Below are 14603 nucleotides of genomic sequence, written 5' to 3'. Positions count from 1 at the left end.
GCATGGCGGCCATCAGCAAGAGCGACTGTATCACGGCACTGAGGAACAACGGCGCGACCGAAAGCGAAGCCAACGACATCGTGGATATGCTCCTTGCGGAAAAGGCACGGCTCAAGGCAGCGGGCAACGCCACGCCGCAAAACCTCTCCGCCGCATGGAGTAACACCGCGCAGGCTATGCAGCACGAGGCGGCAATGCGCCTGCGCCGTCAGGCCATTGCCACCGTGCGCTATGGGGAGGCGACCGCCTTCATCGACAATTGCAAGGCGCAGGGTGTTTCCGGCATGGACGCCATTCAGGCGTTCATGGTGGGCATCTCCCAGCGCTTTGACGGCGCGCGCCGCTCCGTTTTCGCGCTGCGCAACGGCATCTACAAGTCATGGACAGCCCCCATGCTCACGGAACTGGAACAGGTGGGCAATGGCGCGGCCATGCGCCTGATGCGCGAGGACAAGGGCTTCCATGATGCCATCTTCCGCGAGATGCGCGAGCCGGGGAGCACCGGCAACCAAAGCGCGGCAGAAATTGCGGGCATCTTCGCCCGCTACATGGAGCAGGCGCGGCAGCAGCTCAACGCCGCCGGGGCGGACATCGGCAAGCTGGACGGCTGGACGCCGCAGAACCATGACCCCTACAAGCTGCTCGGGGGCGGCGCGGGCGGCCGGCAGGCGTGGGTTGATTTCGTCTTTGAGCGCCTTGACCTTGAGCGCACCTTTGACGGCATCGGGCTCGTGGACGCGGCGCGGGCAAAAGAAATCCTCGGCGGCGTCTATGACAACCTCACCCTGGGCAAGATGCCGCACATGCCGGGCGCGGGCGAAAGCACGGGCGGCGGCCCGAAGCGCCTCACGAAAAAGCTCGAGCAGCAGCGCGTGCTCCACTTCCGGGATGCGGACGCGGCCTTGCAGTATAACGACCGCTACGGGCGCGGAAACATCTTCGACGCCATGCTCAGGCATCTGGAGATGGACGCCCGCGCCCTCTCCCTGCTGGAGCGCATGGGGCCGGACCCGCAGGACATGCTCGCGCGCCTGCTCAAGCGGGAGCAGATTGCCGTGCATGAGAACCCCGACCTCTCCCTCACGGAAAAGCAGAAGCAGCTCCGCGAGCTTTCCACCGCCTTTTCGCCGGGCATCATGACGCAGGGGCGCGCGGCGGCGTGGCTCGCGGAGCTCACCGGGGAAACGAACATCCCCACGCGGCCCACCTTCGCCCGCGTCATGTCCACCCTGCGCGCCACGCAATCCCTCGCCAAGCTGGGCGCGGCCAGCCTGTCCGCCGTGGCGGATGTCTTTGTCAAGGCGTCCAGCATGCGCGTCAACGGCGAGACATGGCCCGGTGCCATCACCAAGAGCCTCGGCCAGTATTTCGCGGACTACGGCCACGGCAAGCGCGAGGCGGCGCGGCAGTGCGGCGCGTTCCTCGACCAGATACGGGGCGACATTGCCGCCCGCTGGGACGACAACGCGGGCACGCCCGGACTCATGGCCGCCCTTCAGGACAAGCTCTTCCGCTGGAGCGGCCTCAACTGGATGACGGAACGCGGCAAGGCGGGCTACACGCTCTGGCTCTCCGGACACCTGGGCGAAGTGGGCGAAAGGACTTTCGACCAGTTGGACGGCCCGCGTCGGGCCATGCTGGAATATCACGGCATCGACGCCCCCCGCTGGGACGCCATGCGCAAGATGGTAAAGCAGGGCCCGGACGGCAAGCGCTACTTCTTCCCTGACGAGGCGGCCAACCTGACGGACGCGGACCTTGCGCCGCTCTTGCCGGAGAGCCTGCGTGCCCATCCGCCGGGAAAGAAGGGCTCGCGCAAGCGCTCCCAGTGGGAGGCGGCCCGCGCCGAGGAGCTTGAGAGGCTGCGCCGCAACCTGCGCTTTGACTCCATGGCAATGCTCGCCGACGAGACGGGCTTTGCCATCATCGAGCCGGACGACGCCACGCGCGCCATCATGCGGCAGGGGCAGAGGCCCGGCACCGTGCCCGGTGAAGTCTGGCGGTCGATCATGCAGTTCAAGTCCTTCCCCATTGCCTACATGCAGCGTGTGCTCGGCGGCAGGCGCTGGGTGCGCGGCGACCGTCAGCAGGGGATGCGCTTCGGCTTCAACGCCGGGGCGGCGGCTGACGCCATCACCCGGGACATGGGCGGCCTGTTCGGCTTTATGCTCTCAAGCGTGGCTTTCGGCTACGCGGCCATGACCCTGAAGGACATCAGCAAGGGGCGCACGCCGCGCAGCTTGACGGAAAAGGAGACCTGGATGGCGGCACTCGTGCAATCCGGCGGCGCGGGCATCTTCGGGGATTTCCTCTTCGGCACGGTCAACCGCTTCGGCAACTCCTTCGCCGAAACCGCAGTCGGCCCCCTGGGCGGCGCGCTGGGCGAAGTTGTCAAGGTGTCCGGCGAGCTTGTGCGCGGGGACTTCGCCAATGGCGCGGAAGATACCCTGCGCCTCGCCATGAGCAACATGCCCTTCGTGAACCTCTGGTACACGCGCGCCGCCTTGGACTGGGCGCTCCTTTACCATGTGCGCGAAATGCTCTCCCCCGGCACCCTGCGCCGTACAGAGCGCAAGATGAAGAAGGAGTTCGGGCAGACCTTCATCCTGCCGCCTTCGGAATACATCAAGCGGGGCGGCGGCTTCAGGTAGGAGCATTGAGGTGGCCCGAAAAACCGAGTGGAGGAAGAAGAGAACATGGAGAGCTTGAAAGGGGATCTTTCCGCCTTTCTCTCCGCCTATCGGACAAGCCGGAATGTTGCGCAGGCGGAAAAAGAGAGCGGCTACAGGCTCGGCACGGCGTACCCGCCCGCGGGGTTCTACGTCTATGCGCTGATTGACCCGGTCACTCAGGAAATTTTTTACATCGGCAAAGGCATCGGCGGCCGCGTCCTCAAGCACGAGGAACGGACGCGCCGCGGAGTGCTGCAAAACGCCGCCAAAGTGAAGCGCATCCAACAGATATTTGCTGCCGGGCATGAAGCAGAGCGGCGCATCCTCTTTGTTTCGGAGAGCGAGGAAGTGGCCCTGTCCGTGGAGGACAACATCATCCACGAACTGGCGGACTTTGGCCTCACCAACATCATTGGCGGCAACGCCATTCAGCACCCTCTTGTGCGTAGGGTAGCGGCTGAACTCCGAAAGGAGCTTGATGAGTTTCGGCGTGAGTTCGTCAAGGGTTGAGCAAGGGCGCAGAGAGAAAGGGGCATGGATCTTGCGCTGGGCTGGGTAGCCATCGGGAGGATCTTCGGGGCCACCGGCAAGCAGGTGAAGGACTGGGCGCAAGCCGGCGCGCCTATCCTCCTGCTGGGGGACAAGCCCGTGGCCAGCGTTGACGACCTGTGGAAGTGGCTGCTCGAGAACCGGGAACAGGCCGGGGACATGGTTCACGAACTCGGCCCCAGTGCCGCCGAGACAAAGAAGATCATCCCCGAAGATGAGGAGCTTGCCCTGGTGGCGGCGGTGGCCGGAAGACAGTGGCGCAAGTCGGGCAAAAAATGACCCGGAAACCACATCGAAGCGAAGACGAAGCGAAGAACTTTGGCGTTCCGGGCGCTGGCGAAGCTCTCCCCCCTCTGCTGGAAAAATCAGGCCGAAGATGGCGAGTCAGAGCATCGAAGCTCGAATGAAGCCCGAATCGAAGCGAGAATGAAGCGTGAAACGAAGCGCGAGTGAAGCGCGAATCGAACCAAGAATGAAGCAAGAAAAAGGGGCGTTCCTGGACGTGGGAGCGCCCCTTTTTGCCGGGTGAAAATCGCGGGCCGAAAATGCCAGCAGGGACGTTGAAGCAAGTGGGAAGCAAGTGAGAATGGGCGGCTCTGAATAAAAAGCCCCCGCCGCAATGGCAGGGGCCGTTTGTATGCTGGCAGGGAGTGAACGCTATGACAGGAGCGGTGAGCCATTCTCCTGTTCTTCGTGTGGATACTCCCAGGGGCCTTCCACACCCACGAGCTCTCGGAACTCATAGACGAGGGGCAATTTCTTCAACCCCTCCCATCCGTCGCGGCTCAACGCGCCCAAAACGGAGGCAAGACCGTTCCGCCCCACCGTCGAAAACTCGAGGGTTTCGCCCTTGTTGGACACTATCATTTCTTGCAGCGCAAGCAGGCTATCAAGCATAGACTGTATGCGCTCGAAGCCTTCCTTGTAGTCTTTGGCCTTCTTCTCCCTGACTTCCAGTGAAATGCCGCTATACATTGCCCGCCTCCTGCGTCATGGCGTCCGGCACATCCTCGGCCACGGCGAAAGTCACGAGCCCGGAGAGAAGGCTGACATGGGCCATAAGCGCCGTGATGCTGGACTGGACATAATCAAGATGGTGGTAGGTCTCCGCATCGAACTTCTCCAGGATAACCTTCCACGCCTGCCTGTTGCGGCCATGGAGCAGCCGCCCCTTCATGAGCTTCACCGCCTGCTGGAATGTCTCAACCTGAGCGCCCAGAGCCTCAGCCGCCTTTTCAACGGCGTCCCGCTCCTCGCTGAGTGCCACCTTGGCAAACAGCACGTTGGGGTCCACTGAGTCCGGCAGCGGGGCCGGCTCTGGGTTGATCATCTCCGAGAGCTCGGCAAGCTGCTCCTGAATGTCCTCCATCTGCTCGTAGGAGGATTCAAGGAGAGTGGCGAGCCGCGCCTTACTGGTGGAGTCGTCCGGCTTGCTGGTGTCATCCGTCTTGACCTGGGCCTGTTCGTCGTGGGAAATTGTGTCAGCCATACTTCGCGCCCTCCTGAGACGCTTAGGTGGTCAGGCTCGGCAGGGGAACGGCTATTCTCCTGCCGGGCCGCTTTTCAGTTGTCTGACTTGTTTAGGTACTCGTTCAGGGCCTCAATGGTCACACGCCATTGGCGCCCCACTTTTTTGGCCTTCACCTCTCCAGAGGTTATCAGCTTGAACATGGTTGAGCGGCCAATCTTGAGGAACTCGGCGGCCTCCAGCACATCAAGGGGCCTCTGAGCCTTCTCGTTTTCCGTGAGCGGGCTCACTCTGTCACCTCCTTTTTCGGGAAAGTAGTTGACAAGGTTCGTGTTGTCAAGTGATATGTCATGCTAATTTATGCTATATAATACTATCTAAGATTACATAATCACCTATTATGGGACATTTTCCCGGAAAAATGTCCAGTGTTTCCGCATGTTTCACAAGCCGCCATTCCGCACCTGCAAAATCGTGCTACGCGTGCCACGCCCGGCCCCGTGAAACATTTCGCCCGGCAGGAGGGGGAGGCCGGTCGCTTGCCACCGTCGCGCCCTTTCCCCAGGGCACAAGGCCCCATTCCGTTCATTTCCCCGACACCGCCACAAGCCCGCGCTTCTGGTGAAGGTCGTTGAAGTCAGCCTTGGCCCCGTCAATGGCCGGGCAAAGCGTGTTTCGCCTTGTTGCAGGGCCGAAGGTTTGCGCTAAGTGGCCGGCTGGTATACCATGTCAAGCAAAAATTTTTTGCCGGAAAAGCCGGGGAAATTGAAGGAAAATGAAAATTTCCTAAAAAATTAGTACGTTAAAATTTGTCACGAAATACACATATTTCACATATAAAAATTTACAAATTGCCTTTTTGGATTTATTGTTGTATCGCCTGCCCCGCACTTTCGGGGCAACCCGGGGCGCGCTTTGCTTGGAGGAGCTAGCAAGGCGGTCATCTTCAACACCCTTCACCTGGATGCGGCACCCGCCCGCATCAGCTGGAAGCGGACAGGAGGCAACGCTTCCGGCCCACTCTATCCCCTCCTAAAGGGGTATCCTATGCTTTTCCCGGATCAAATCAGGAATCGCGTCCAGAACATGGCTATCTATTTTGTGGCGAACACAAAGAACGTCAACCGCATGAAGCTGAACAAGCTTTTCTATTTCGCGGACAAGCTGGCGATTGAGTGGACGGCTTTTTCCATTTCCGGGCAGGACTATTTCGCGGACGATTTCGGGCCGGTGCCCGTTTCCATTGACCTTGCGAAGAATATCATCCCCAAGTTTTCCCTGACAACCGTTATCCGCGAAAACGGGGATGGAGTCTTTAATCTTGTGGAAGGAAAGGAATTTATAGACGATGAGTTTAATGATAAGGAACTGAAGGTTCTGGCGAATATTTGTAAAAAGTATAAGAATACGACTGGCGAAGAGATGTCAAGAATCTCCCATGCCCCCAATGAACCGTGGGATATTGTCTGGAACAGACAAAATGGCGGTAAGGGTAAGGGCAAGCAAATTCCACTCGAAGCCTTGGTAGACGATACTCTTCGCCCCCAAGAAAAAGAGCGGCGGCGGCTTCTGCGTGAAAGTGTCGCCAAGGCCAATGCGGCGTTCCTAAAGTTGCCGGGTGTGAAAGCTCGCATGGAAGGGACACGATGAAAGACGGCGATATTTTTAAAGTCGAAGGTTCAATATATCTGCAACTTGGGGAGCTTCAGGGGAGCCCTGAAGCTCCCTACCTTGTTTTTCAGGTCGCTGAAGCCGGAGTCAGCTTTCCTTGCCAAAAAAACCTTAAAAAATTCTTTATCCCCAAAGACTGGATACCGAAACTTCCTCCCAGCCATTATTATGTTGACCTCTCTAAAGATGCTTATACCTTCCTTGATTGTGATAGCTTTGATGAGGAAACTTATGTTACTAGATTAACTCCTGATAACATAAGGCTCATCAAAGACTGCGCATCGAGCCTTGGGCTCCCGTCACAGAAAATCAAAAAATTTTTTTCTAACGAGACATAACGGGACAATTCAGCCCCCCCGCCGGAAGTTCCGGCAGGGGGCTTCCTGTTTTCTTCCATATCCCCGGCAGTTGCAGGGCGAGCTTTTATCCAGCCTAAGGACGCAGACATACCACGCCCGGCCGCCGCTCACGCGCGGGCGCCGTATCTTTGCCGTGGCCTTCATAGAAACAAGCAGCAGCGCACTCTATGCGGGTATCATCTGCTGCCTGCTAGGCCTGAAATTCCATCGGAAGGGGAACCCGAAATGCTGAACACAATCCTTTTTTACGGGGGATCGACCGCTATTCTTGGCGTTTGGAGTTATCTGGACTTTGGTTTCGGGCGGAAGTAGCCCTTCCGCCACCCCACTCCTCAGGCCGCTCCCACCGGGCGGCCTTTCTTTTGTCCTCGCGCCTGTGCACGTACGGTTCCGCTTTTGAACCTACGAGGATGCCTAGCAGGTTGCCCCACCGCCCCTGCTGAGTCATTCGGGATTCCCGAACCACTGACGCGCAACGCGCCGAGGGTATTCTGGGCATTTTGGGCATATTGGGCATATACTCTTGCCCCTGAAAATCGTCTGGTCCGGGATAGGGGCGGCAGGGGAAGAGAGATAATTTTGGGTATTTTGGGCATATTGGGTATATGCTCTTTACCCTGCTGAACCCCCAAAAAGAGAGTGACGCCGCCAGTGGGGCAGCGTAAAAAATTGGGGGCAACTTTGGGGGCAACAGAAAAAATATTATTTTTGAATATTCATCAAATATAATAAGTTGTATTGATAGTTCGGCTGACTTCCGCTCCGCCAGCCTCCACCTCCCCTTGCGGGAGACCGATATTCGCCCCTGGTTCCCTGCGGAACCGGGGGCGTTTGCGTTGCTTGCCAGCGGGAATGCGGCCGCCGCTCAGTTAGCCTGCGGGGCGGCAAGCGCCTGGGCCGTATAGATTCCCTCCTCTGCCATCTGGAGCAGTTCTTCCGCAATACCGCCGCCGCGCATGGGGTGGCCGAACAGCGCCGCGCGCTGGTGCGCGAGGCCGCGGGCGTCCACGGCATGCGGCAGGGTGGGGGAGAGCAGATCGGAAAGCCGACTCGCCATGAACCACGACTCGGCGCCGTCCGCGAACAGGTCGAGCAGCCTGTCGAAGCGCGGGCCAAGGCGCGCCCAGAGGTCATCCAGCGCAGCCCGGGCGGCATCGCGCCTGCGGTCTTCCGCAGTGGCTACGGCCACTTCCGCAAGTTCCGCAAAGGCTGCCATGAGGTTGTTGCACGCCATGCCGGGGAGGCCGGCCCGCCAGCCCCGGAGCCAGGAAGTGCGCCGGAAAAAAAGGCGCTGCGTGACGCCGAGCTCGAGCAGGGCGCGGATGCGGGCGCAGGCACGGCGCGCCGATGCCGCCGGGCCGTCCTTGCGGGCTGGAGGCAACGGAGTCTCGCTGTCAAGCTGCCACGCGGGCACGGCGCGGTCCCCCGCAACCGCAATGCCGAAGCCGCGGAGGATGCGGGCGAGCCAGGCATTGGCGGCCGGGCTTTCCGGCGTTTCGAGATGCGAATAACTGAGCAGGTAGCGGCCCGCGCCGAAGCTGCCGCACACGGCAAGGGGCTGGCCGGCGAGAAAGTCCGGCGAGAGGTCCACGCCGTAGCAGTTGCGCCAGGTCTCCAGCACCCGGGGGGATATGCCGGCAAGGGGCAGGTCGGCGAGCCAGAGATCGGCGTCCGGGCCTACGCTGGTGGCGAGCACGGTCACGTCGGGCGAGCCGCTTTCCGGCGCAAAGCGGCCGGGCCACCAGACGGGCAGGGACACTACCCCCGCCGTCCTTGAGGCGTCTGCGCCCGCATCCGTTGCTCTGGCGAGCAAATGGCCGGAGATGAGGTGCTGGAAGCGCTGCACATAGGGCGCGCGTGTCCAGGGGCACAGGCCGAGCGGGGCTTCATCTCTCCGTCCTTCTGGCGCGGGGCTCAGGGCGAGGCCGGCGCCGCCGCAAAAGCCGAGATAGGTGCCGCCCTTGCGTACGAAGTCCCGCACGGCCTCGCGTCCGGCGCTGCCCAGCAAGGCGGCCTTGCGGCCCGCGCTCCCTCCGGGCACCAGCAGGAGGCGGGCGCGCCCGTGCCGCCCCGGCTTGCCAGAAAGCGCGCCTTCGGCTATTTCTTTAGCCTTGACCAGCCGCGAGGGCACGCCCAGGGCGCGCAGGGCGCGCCAGGCCATGAGGCCCCAGATGTGGGAGGCATCCCACAGGATGTGGACGCTGCTTTCGCGCTGCATGGCGCACTATTGCCGCCTTTTCACGGAGAATGCAAGATGGCGGAGACGCTCCCCAAGGGCTACGAGCCTAAGGACGTGGAACGCCGGTGGCGCAGCCACTGGGAAGACAGCGGGACTTTCACCCCGAGCCCGGACGCCCCGGGCGAGCCGTATTCCATCGTCATTCCACCGCCCAACGTGACCGGCGCCCTGCACATCGGGCACGCCCTCAACCTCACGCTCATCGATGTGCTCTGCCGCCATGCCCGCCAGAAGGGCAAGAACGTGCTCTGGATACCGGGCACCGACCATGCCGGTATCTCCACGCAGAACGTGGTGGAGCGCGCGCTGGCCAAAGAAGGCAAGAGCCGCAAGGATCTCGGCCGCGAGGCCTTTGTGGAGCGCGTCTGGCAGTGGCGCGCCGATTACGGCCACCGCATCCTCGAGCAGATCGCGGCGCTGGGCTGCTCGGTGGACTGGTCGCGCCTGCGCTTCACGCTCGACGACGGCCTTTCCGCGGCCGTGCGCAAGGTCTTCGTGCAGCTCTATAACGAGGGCCTCATCTACCGCGGGGACTATATCATCAACTGGTGTTCGCGCTGCCACACCGCGCTCGCCGATGACGAGGTGGAGCACGAGGACCAGCCCGGCCGCCTCTGGAAGGTGGCCTACAAGCTCGCCGACGGCGACGGCGAGATCGTCATCGCCACCACCAGGCCCGAGACCATCCCGGGCGACACGGCCGTCTGCGTGCATCCCGAGGACGAGCGCTACGCCGGCCTTGTGGGGCGGCGCGTGGTGGTGCCCGTGCTCGGCCGCGAGATCCCCATCATTGCGGACAGCTATGTGGACCGGGAATTCGGCACAGGCGCGCTCAAGGTGACGCCCTCGCACGACCATAACGACTGGCTGCTCGGCCAGCGCCACGGTCTGGAATTTCTTCAGGTCATCGACGAGGACGGCCGCATGAAGCCCGAGTCCGGCCCCTATGCGGGCCTGACCAAGGAGGAGGCCCGCAAGCGCATTGTGGAGGATATTGCGGAAGCCGGCCTCGCCCGCGGCGAGGAGGAGCTGAACCACGCCGTGGGCCGCTGCTACCGCTGCCACACCGTGGTGGAGCCGCATGTGTCGCGCCAGTGGTTCGTGGCCACCACCAAGATGGCGCCGGCCGCGCGCGCCGCCGTGCCCGAGCTCACCCGGCTCTTCCCAGAGACCTGGCTCAAGACCTATTATCACTGGCTCGACACCATCCGCGACTGGTGCATCAGCCGCCAGATCTGGTGGGGCCACCGCATCCCGGCCTGGACGTGCCAGCAGTGCGGCGAGCTCATCGTGGCCGAGACCGCGCCCGAGACCTGCCCGCGCTGCGGAAGTCACGAGCTCGTGCAGGACGAGGACGTGCTCGACACATGGTTCTCGTCCGCGCTCTGGCCCTTCTCCACCCTGGGCTGGCCGGAAATGACGCCCGAGCTCAAGCGCTGGTATCCCACGAGCGTGCTCGTGACGGGCTTTGACATCCTCTTTTTCTGGGTGGCCCGCATGATGATGATGGGCCAGCACTTTCTCGGCGAGCCGCCCTTCCGCGACATCTACCTCCATGCGCTCGTGCGCGACGCGCAGGGACAGAAGATGTCCAAGTCCAAGGGCAACGGCATCGACCCGCTGGCCATGATCGAAAAATACGGGTGCGACGCATTGCGCTTCACGCTCACGGCCTTCGCGGCCATGGGGCGCGACATCCGCCTCTCGGAGGAGCGCATCGAGGGCTACCGCCATTTCGTCAACAAGCTCTGGAACGCGGCGCGCTTCGTGCTCATGAACCTGCCGGAGACGGCGCCTGCGCCCGTGGACCTTTCGGGGCCCCTGAGCCTGCACGAGGCGTGGATACTGGACCGCCTCGAGGCCGTGAAGCTGGACATGGACCAGGCGCTGGAGGACTACCGCTTCAACGACGCCGCGCAATGCGGATACAAGTTCCTCTGGAACGAGTTTTGCGACTGGTACCTGGAGCTTTCCAAGCCGGACATAGCCTCGGAGGACCCCGCGGTGCGTGCCCGGGCGCAATATGTGCTCTGGCTGACCCTGCGCGAGATTTTGCTGCTGCTCCATCCCATTATGCCCTTTGTGACCGCCGAGATCTGGCAGGCGCTCCCGGTGCCCGCGGGCGAGGCGCCCACGGACATCGCGCTTATGCCCTACCCGCCGGCGCGGCCCGGCTGCGTGCGCCCGGACGAGGCGCGGGCCATGGAATTCGTGCAGGGCGTCATCGTGGCCGTGCGCACCATCAAGGCAGAGCTCGGCATCAGCCCCACGCGCAAGGTGCGCCTTTTGCTGCACCCGGCGGACGAGGCGCAGGCCCGCATCCTCGAGCAGAACCGCGTCTGCATCGAGACCCTGGCCCGCCTTGAGGAGTTGATTATCGATGCGGCCATGCCCGCGCCCAAGGCCGCCGCCTCGGCCGTGGCCGGGGGCTGCCAGGTCATCGTGCCGCTGGCCGGCGCCGTGGATCTGGCTGACGAGCTCGCTCGCCTCGACAAGGAGCTCGCCAAGCTGGAAAAGGACATGGTGGACGTGAACCGCAAGCTGCGCAACGAGAGCTTTGTGAGCCGCGCCCCTGCGGAAGTGGTGGCGCGGGAGCGCGAGCGCGCCGAAAAGATCACCGACGCGCGGGACAAGCTGGCCGCGCGGCGCGAGCTTTTTACGGAAGCCCTTGCGGAAAGCCGGGAAGCCGAGGGGAATCCCGCAAACTGACCGCAATGCGCGAAATGCGGGCCGCGCCTTTAGAGCAGTGTTGCCTATGAGGAATGAGGCCGCCGTATCATGGGGATGAGGACATTCCATACTCCGTCTGGAGCGAAGCGGAAGACGGATGCTGGTGCCGGTAGAATCCTAAAAAATAAGATTTTTCGGTGCTGGCAAGGAAGATAAAAATTTCCGTAGGGAGTGTACTTAAGTACTCGACCAAGGAAATTTTTCTCTGACGCAGCCAGCACCGAAAAGACTGTTTTTGACGGATAATTTCGGCATTGCGGATGCAGCAGGACACGCGGCTGCATAGCGTAATTCCATGTGTCTGCACAACAATGCCTAAAAAATCCAAGCCAAGGGAGGACTCAATGGCAGAAAAGATCCTGATCATCGGCGGTGTCGCGCTCGGCCCCAAGGCGGCCGCCCGCTGCAAGCGCCTTGCGCCGGATGCCGAAGTGACCCTTGTGGACGAGAATACCTTCATCTCCTACGGCGGCTGCGGCATCCCCTACTATGTGTCCGCCGAGGTGCAGAACCTGGACGAGCTGCGCGCCACCAATGCGGGCGTCGTGCGCGACCCGGAATTTTTCCGCGCGCTCAAGGGCGTCAATGTGCTCACGCGCACGCGCGCGGTCTCCATCGACCGCAAGCTCAAGACCGTGCTCGTGCAGAAGCTGGACGAGAACCGCGAGGAAGTGCTGCCCTATGACAAGCTGGTGCTCGCCACCGGCGCCACCCCGCGCATGCCCGATGTGGAGGGCGCCAAGCTCGGCCACGTGCTCTCGCTGACCCGCCTGGAGGCGGCCCGCACGATCCGCGAGGCCTGCGAGGCGCGCAAGGTCAACGAGGCCGTCATCGTGGGCGGCGGCTTCATCGGGCTCGAGGCCGCCGTGGCGCTCGCCGACATGTGGGGCGTGAAGGTGAGCGTGGTGGAGATGATGGACCAGATCCTCCCCGGCGCGCTCTCGCATACGCTGGCGCTCATGGCGCAGCACGAGTGCGAGGCCAACAAGGTCTCGGTCTACACCTCCGAGAAGGTCGTGCGCCTCGAGGGCGAGAACGGCCTCGTCACCAAGGTCATCACCGACAAGCGCGAGCTCCCGGCGCAGCTCGTCATTTTCGCGGCCGGCTTCATCCCCAACGGCCAGCTCGCCAAGGCCGCGGGCCTTGAAGTGGCGCCCTTCGGCGGCATCCTCGTGGACGACCACCTGCGCACCAATGACCCGCTCATTTACGCGGGCGGCGACTGCGCGGCCGTGCGCAACATCATCACCGGCAAGCCCGGCTACATCCCCATGGGCAGCGAGGCCAACCGCCAGGGCCGGGTCATCGGCTCCAACCTGGCCGGGGTGGACGCCACCTTCCCGGGCTATGTGGGCACCTGGGCGGTGAAGCTCTTCGGCATGTCCTTCTGCGGCACGGGCTTCACGGCCGCCAAGGCGCGCGCCGCGGGCTTCGACGCCGTGGGCGTGGCCATCGAGCAGCTTGACCGGGCGCATTTCTACCCGGAAAAGAAGATGATGAGCCTCGAGATCGTGGTGGAGAAGGGCACGCGCCGCGTGCTCGGCCTGCAGGGCGCGTGCGTGGACGGCGATGCACTCAAGGCGCGTATCGACGCCGTGGCCGGCGTGCTCCAGTACGCCAGGCCCGTGCTCGAGGATATCTCCAACCTCGAGGTCGCCTATGCGCCGCCCTTCGCCGCGGCCATGGACGCGGTGAACACGGTGGCCAACGTGGCCGACAACGTGCTCTCCGGGCGATTTAAGCCCGTCACGGGCGACGAGTTCATGGAACTCTGGAAGCACCGCAAGGAAAACAACATCTTCTTCATGGACACGCGGCCGCCCAAGGCCGGCAAGGCCATTCAGGACCGCGAGCCCGACTGGCACTCCATCCCGCTGGAAGAGCTCAAGGCCCGCATGGGCGAGATCCCGCGCGACCGGCCGGTGGCCCTCATCTGCAACTCGGGCCTGCGCGCCTACGAGAGCCTGCTCATCCTCGCCAATAACGGCATCACGGACACGGTGAACTCCATGGGCGGCATGCAGGCCGTGAACAAGATGGGCCTCAAGCCCTAGGCCAACGCCCGAACCAGCACACCAAGCCCCGTCAGGAGCGCCGCCCGGCCTTCTGGCGGGGCTCAGTTTTTGGGGCAGGCCCCCGGCGCCCGGTGCTCCTTCCCCGCGGCCTCCACCATGGCGTCCACAAGCCCCCCGGGGCGCACATTGAGCGCCGACGCCAGCACCACGAGCATGTCGAGATTAGGGACGCTCTTGCCCCCTTCCAGCGCCGAAATAAAGCCCTTGCTCACGCCCATGCTGTCGGCGAGCTGCTGCTGCGAAAGGCCTGCCAGGGCGCGATAGCGCCGGATGATACCGGGCATGTGCCGCCTTGCGATGCGCTCTTCATTTTCCATGCCCTCTCATAACGCATGCCAATTTGAGCCCGAGTAGTTATGACTACTCGGAACAAGGAATACCGCTCCTCGCATATCGGGGAATGAGGGAAGCGCATGGCGTTTTGGAACTGGTTGCCCTGGTGCTCCGCCAGGGCCACTGCCCGCGAGCTTGCCGAGCTGCACAGGCGCTGTGGCCGAGACTATGCAGAAGTGATGCGCCTGTCCATGGCGGCGCTCATCATGGCGACCGCACAGGGCACGGTGTCACAAAAGAATATCATCAACCTGGAGCAGGTGCTCTCGAAATCCATCCGAAACTATGTGGATCTGGGTGTGCTCTTGTTGTATGTCAATTGGGCGGGGAGGCGGCACAGCTATGTAGAAACCTTTGCGGAGTTTTCGCCGGAAATACGCCACTGGCTTTGACCCTACCCCATTCATGATACCAAGGATAAGTTAGTGGCTCCTGTCCGGTTTGGGGGTTGATGGGCTGCCCGATAAGCCGCCGGGCTTTGCCAGCCAAGGGCGCTGTGGGGGCGGT

Annotated in this window: 13 protein-coding genes; 8 read left to right on the top strand and 5 right to left on the bottom strand. The window is 62.6% G+C overall.

Annotated features, from left to right (window positions below; translation table 11 throughout):
* The first annotated feature begins 2 nt into the window (after positions 1–2).
* Genes HDR50_RS05320 through HDR50_RS05310 form a run of 3 tightly spaced genes read left to right on the top strand, consistent with a single transcriptional unit; the run spans position 3 to position 3500 of the window.
* A complete protein-coding gene (locus HDR50_RS05320; protein WP_291356617.1) occupies positions 3–2651 on the top strand; it encodes a hypothetical protein in 2649 nt (882 codons plus the stop codon).
* 45 nt (positions 2652–2696) lie between these two features.
* Positions 2697–3182 carry a GIY-YIG nuclease family protein gene (locus tag HDR50_RS05315; protein ID WP_291356615.1) on the top strand — a complete coding sequence of 162 codons (486 nt, stop codon included), beginning with the start codon at positions 2697–2699 and terminating at the stop codon, positions 3180–3182.
* Between the two features lie 24 nt (positions 3183–3206).
* Positions 3207–3500: a hypothetical protein gene (locus HDR50_RS05310; protein WP_291356613.1), complete on the top strand. Its 294-nt coding sequence runs from the start codon at positions 3207–3209 to the stop codon at positions 3498–3500.
* 378 nt (positions 3501–3878) lie between these two features.
* On the opposite strand, the gene HDR50_RS05305 is transcribed toward HDR50_RS05310, so the two are convergent.
* From HDR50_RS05305 to HDR50_RS05295, 3 genes are all read right to left on the bottom strand, one after another.
* Positions 3879–4196: a hypothetical protein gene (locus tag HDR50_RS05305; RefSeq protein WP_291356611.1), complete on the bottom strand. Its 318-nt coding sequence runs from the start codon at positions 4194–4196 to the stop codon at positions 3879–3881.
* Positions 4189–4710, bottom strand: coding sequence for a hypothetical protein (locus HDR50_RS05300; RefSeq protein WP_291356609.1), 522 nt, complete (start codon positions 4708–4710; stop codon positions 4189–4191). Before HDR50_RS05300 ends, HDR50_RS05305 begins: the two co-directional genes overlap by 8 nt.
* A gap of 74 nt (positions 4711–4784) precedes the next feature.
* Entirely contained in the window at positions 4785–4979 is a 195-nt protein-coding gene (locus HDR50_RS05295) for a helix-turn-helix domain-containing protein (RefSeq protein WP_291356607.1), read from the bottom strand.
* Between the two features lie 796 nt (positions 4980–5775).
* Between HDR50_RS05295 and HDR50_RS05290 the strand changes: the two genes are divergently transcribed.
* Both HDR50_RS05290 and HDR50_RS05285 read left to right on the top strand, forming a co-directional pair.
* A complete protein-coding gene (locus HDR50_RS05290; RefSeq protein ID WP_291356605.1) occupies positions 5776–6339 on the top strand; it encodes a Panacea domain-containing protein in 564 nt (187 codons plus the stop codon).
* Positions 6336–6698: a hypothetical protein gene (locus HDR50_RS05285; RefSeq protein ID WP_291356603.1), complete on the top strand. Its 363-nt coding sequence runs from the start codon at positions 6336–6338 to the stop codon at positions 6696–6698. The genes HDR50_RS05290 and HDR50_RS05285 overlap by 4 nt, the downstream gene beginning before the upstream one ends.
* Before the next feature lie 886 nt (positions 6699–7584).
* Here the strand turns inward: HDR50_RS05285 and HDR50_RS05280 are convergent.
* Entirely contained in the window at positions 7585–8937 is a 1353-nt protein-coding gene (locus HDR50_RS05280) for a BPL-N domain-containing protein (RefSeq protein WP_291356601.1), read from the bottom strand.
* 36 nt (positions 8938–8973) lie between these two features.
* Here HDR50_RS05280 and HDR50_RS05275 point away from each other — a divergent pair, with 36 nt between their 5' ends.
* Positions 8974–11667 (top strand): valine--tRNA ligase, encoded by a 2694-nt coding sequence (locus HDR50_RS05275; RefSeq protein WP_291356599.1) that lies wholly within the window; start codon positions 8974–8976, stop codon positions 11665–11667.
* A gap of 365 nt (positions 11668–12032) precedes the next feature.
* Positions 12033–13742, top strand: coding sequence for an FAD-dependent oxidoreductase (locus HDR50_RS05270; protein WP_291356597.1), 1710 nt, complete (start codon positions 12033–12035; stop codon positions 13740–13742).
* Between the two features lie 62 nt (positions 13743–13804).
* On the opposite strand, the gene HDR50_RS05265 is transcribed toward HDR50_RS05270, so the two are convergent.
* Entirely contained in the window at positions 13805–14080 is a 276-nt protein-coding gene (locus HDR50_RS05265; protein ID WP_291356595.1) for a helix-turn-helix transcriptional regulator, read from the bottom strand.
* 96 nt (positions 14081–14176) lie between these two features.
* Here HDR50_RS05265 and HDR50_RS05260 point away from each other — a divergent pair, with 96 nt between their 5' ends.
* The gene (locus HDR50_RS05260) at positions 14177–14488 is read left to right on the top strand and encodes a hypothetical protein (protein WP_291356593.1); all 312 of its coding nucleotides are present in this window, start codon (positions 14177–14179) and stop codon (positions 14486–14488) included.
* Positions 14489–14603 lie beyond the last annotated feature (115 nt).

The organism is Desulfovibrio sp. (genome assembly GCF_014803725.1).
In the GTDB taxonomy this organism is placed as follows: domain Bacteria; phylum Desulfobacterota; class Desulfovibrionia; order Desulfovibrionales; family Desulfovibrionaceae; genus Desulfovibrio.
This window is presented reverse-complemented; position numbering and strand designations above follow the sequence as displayed.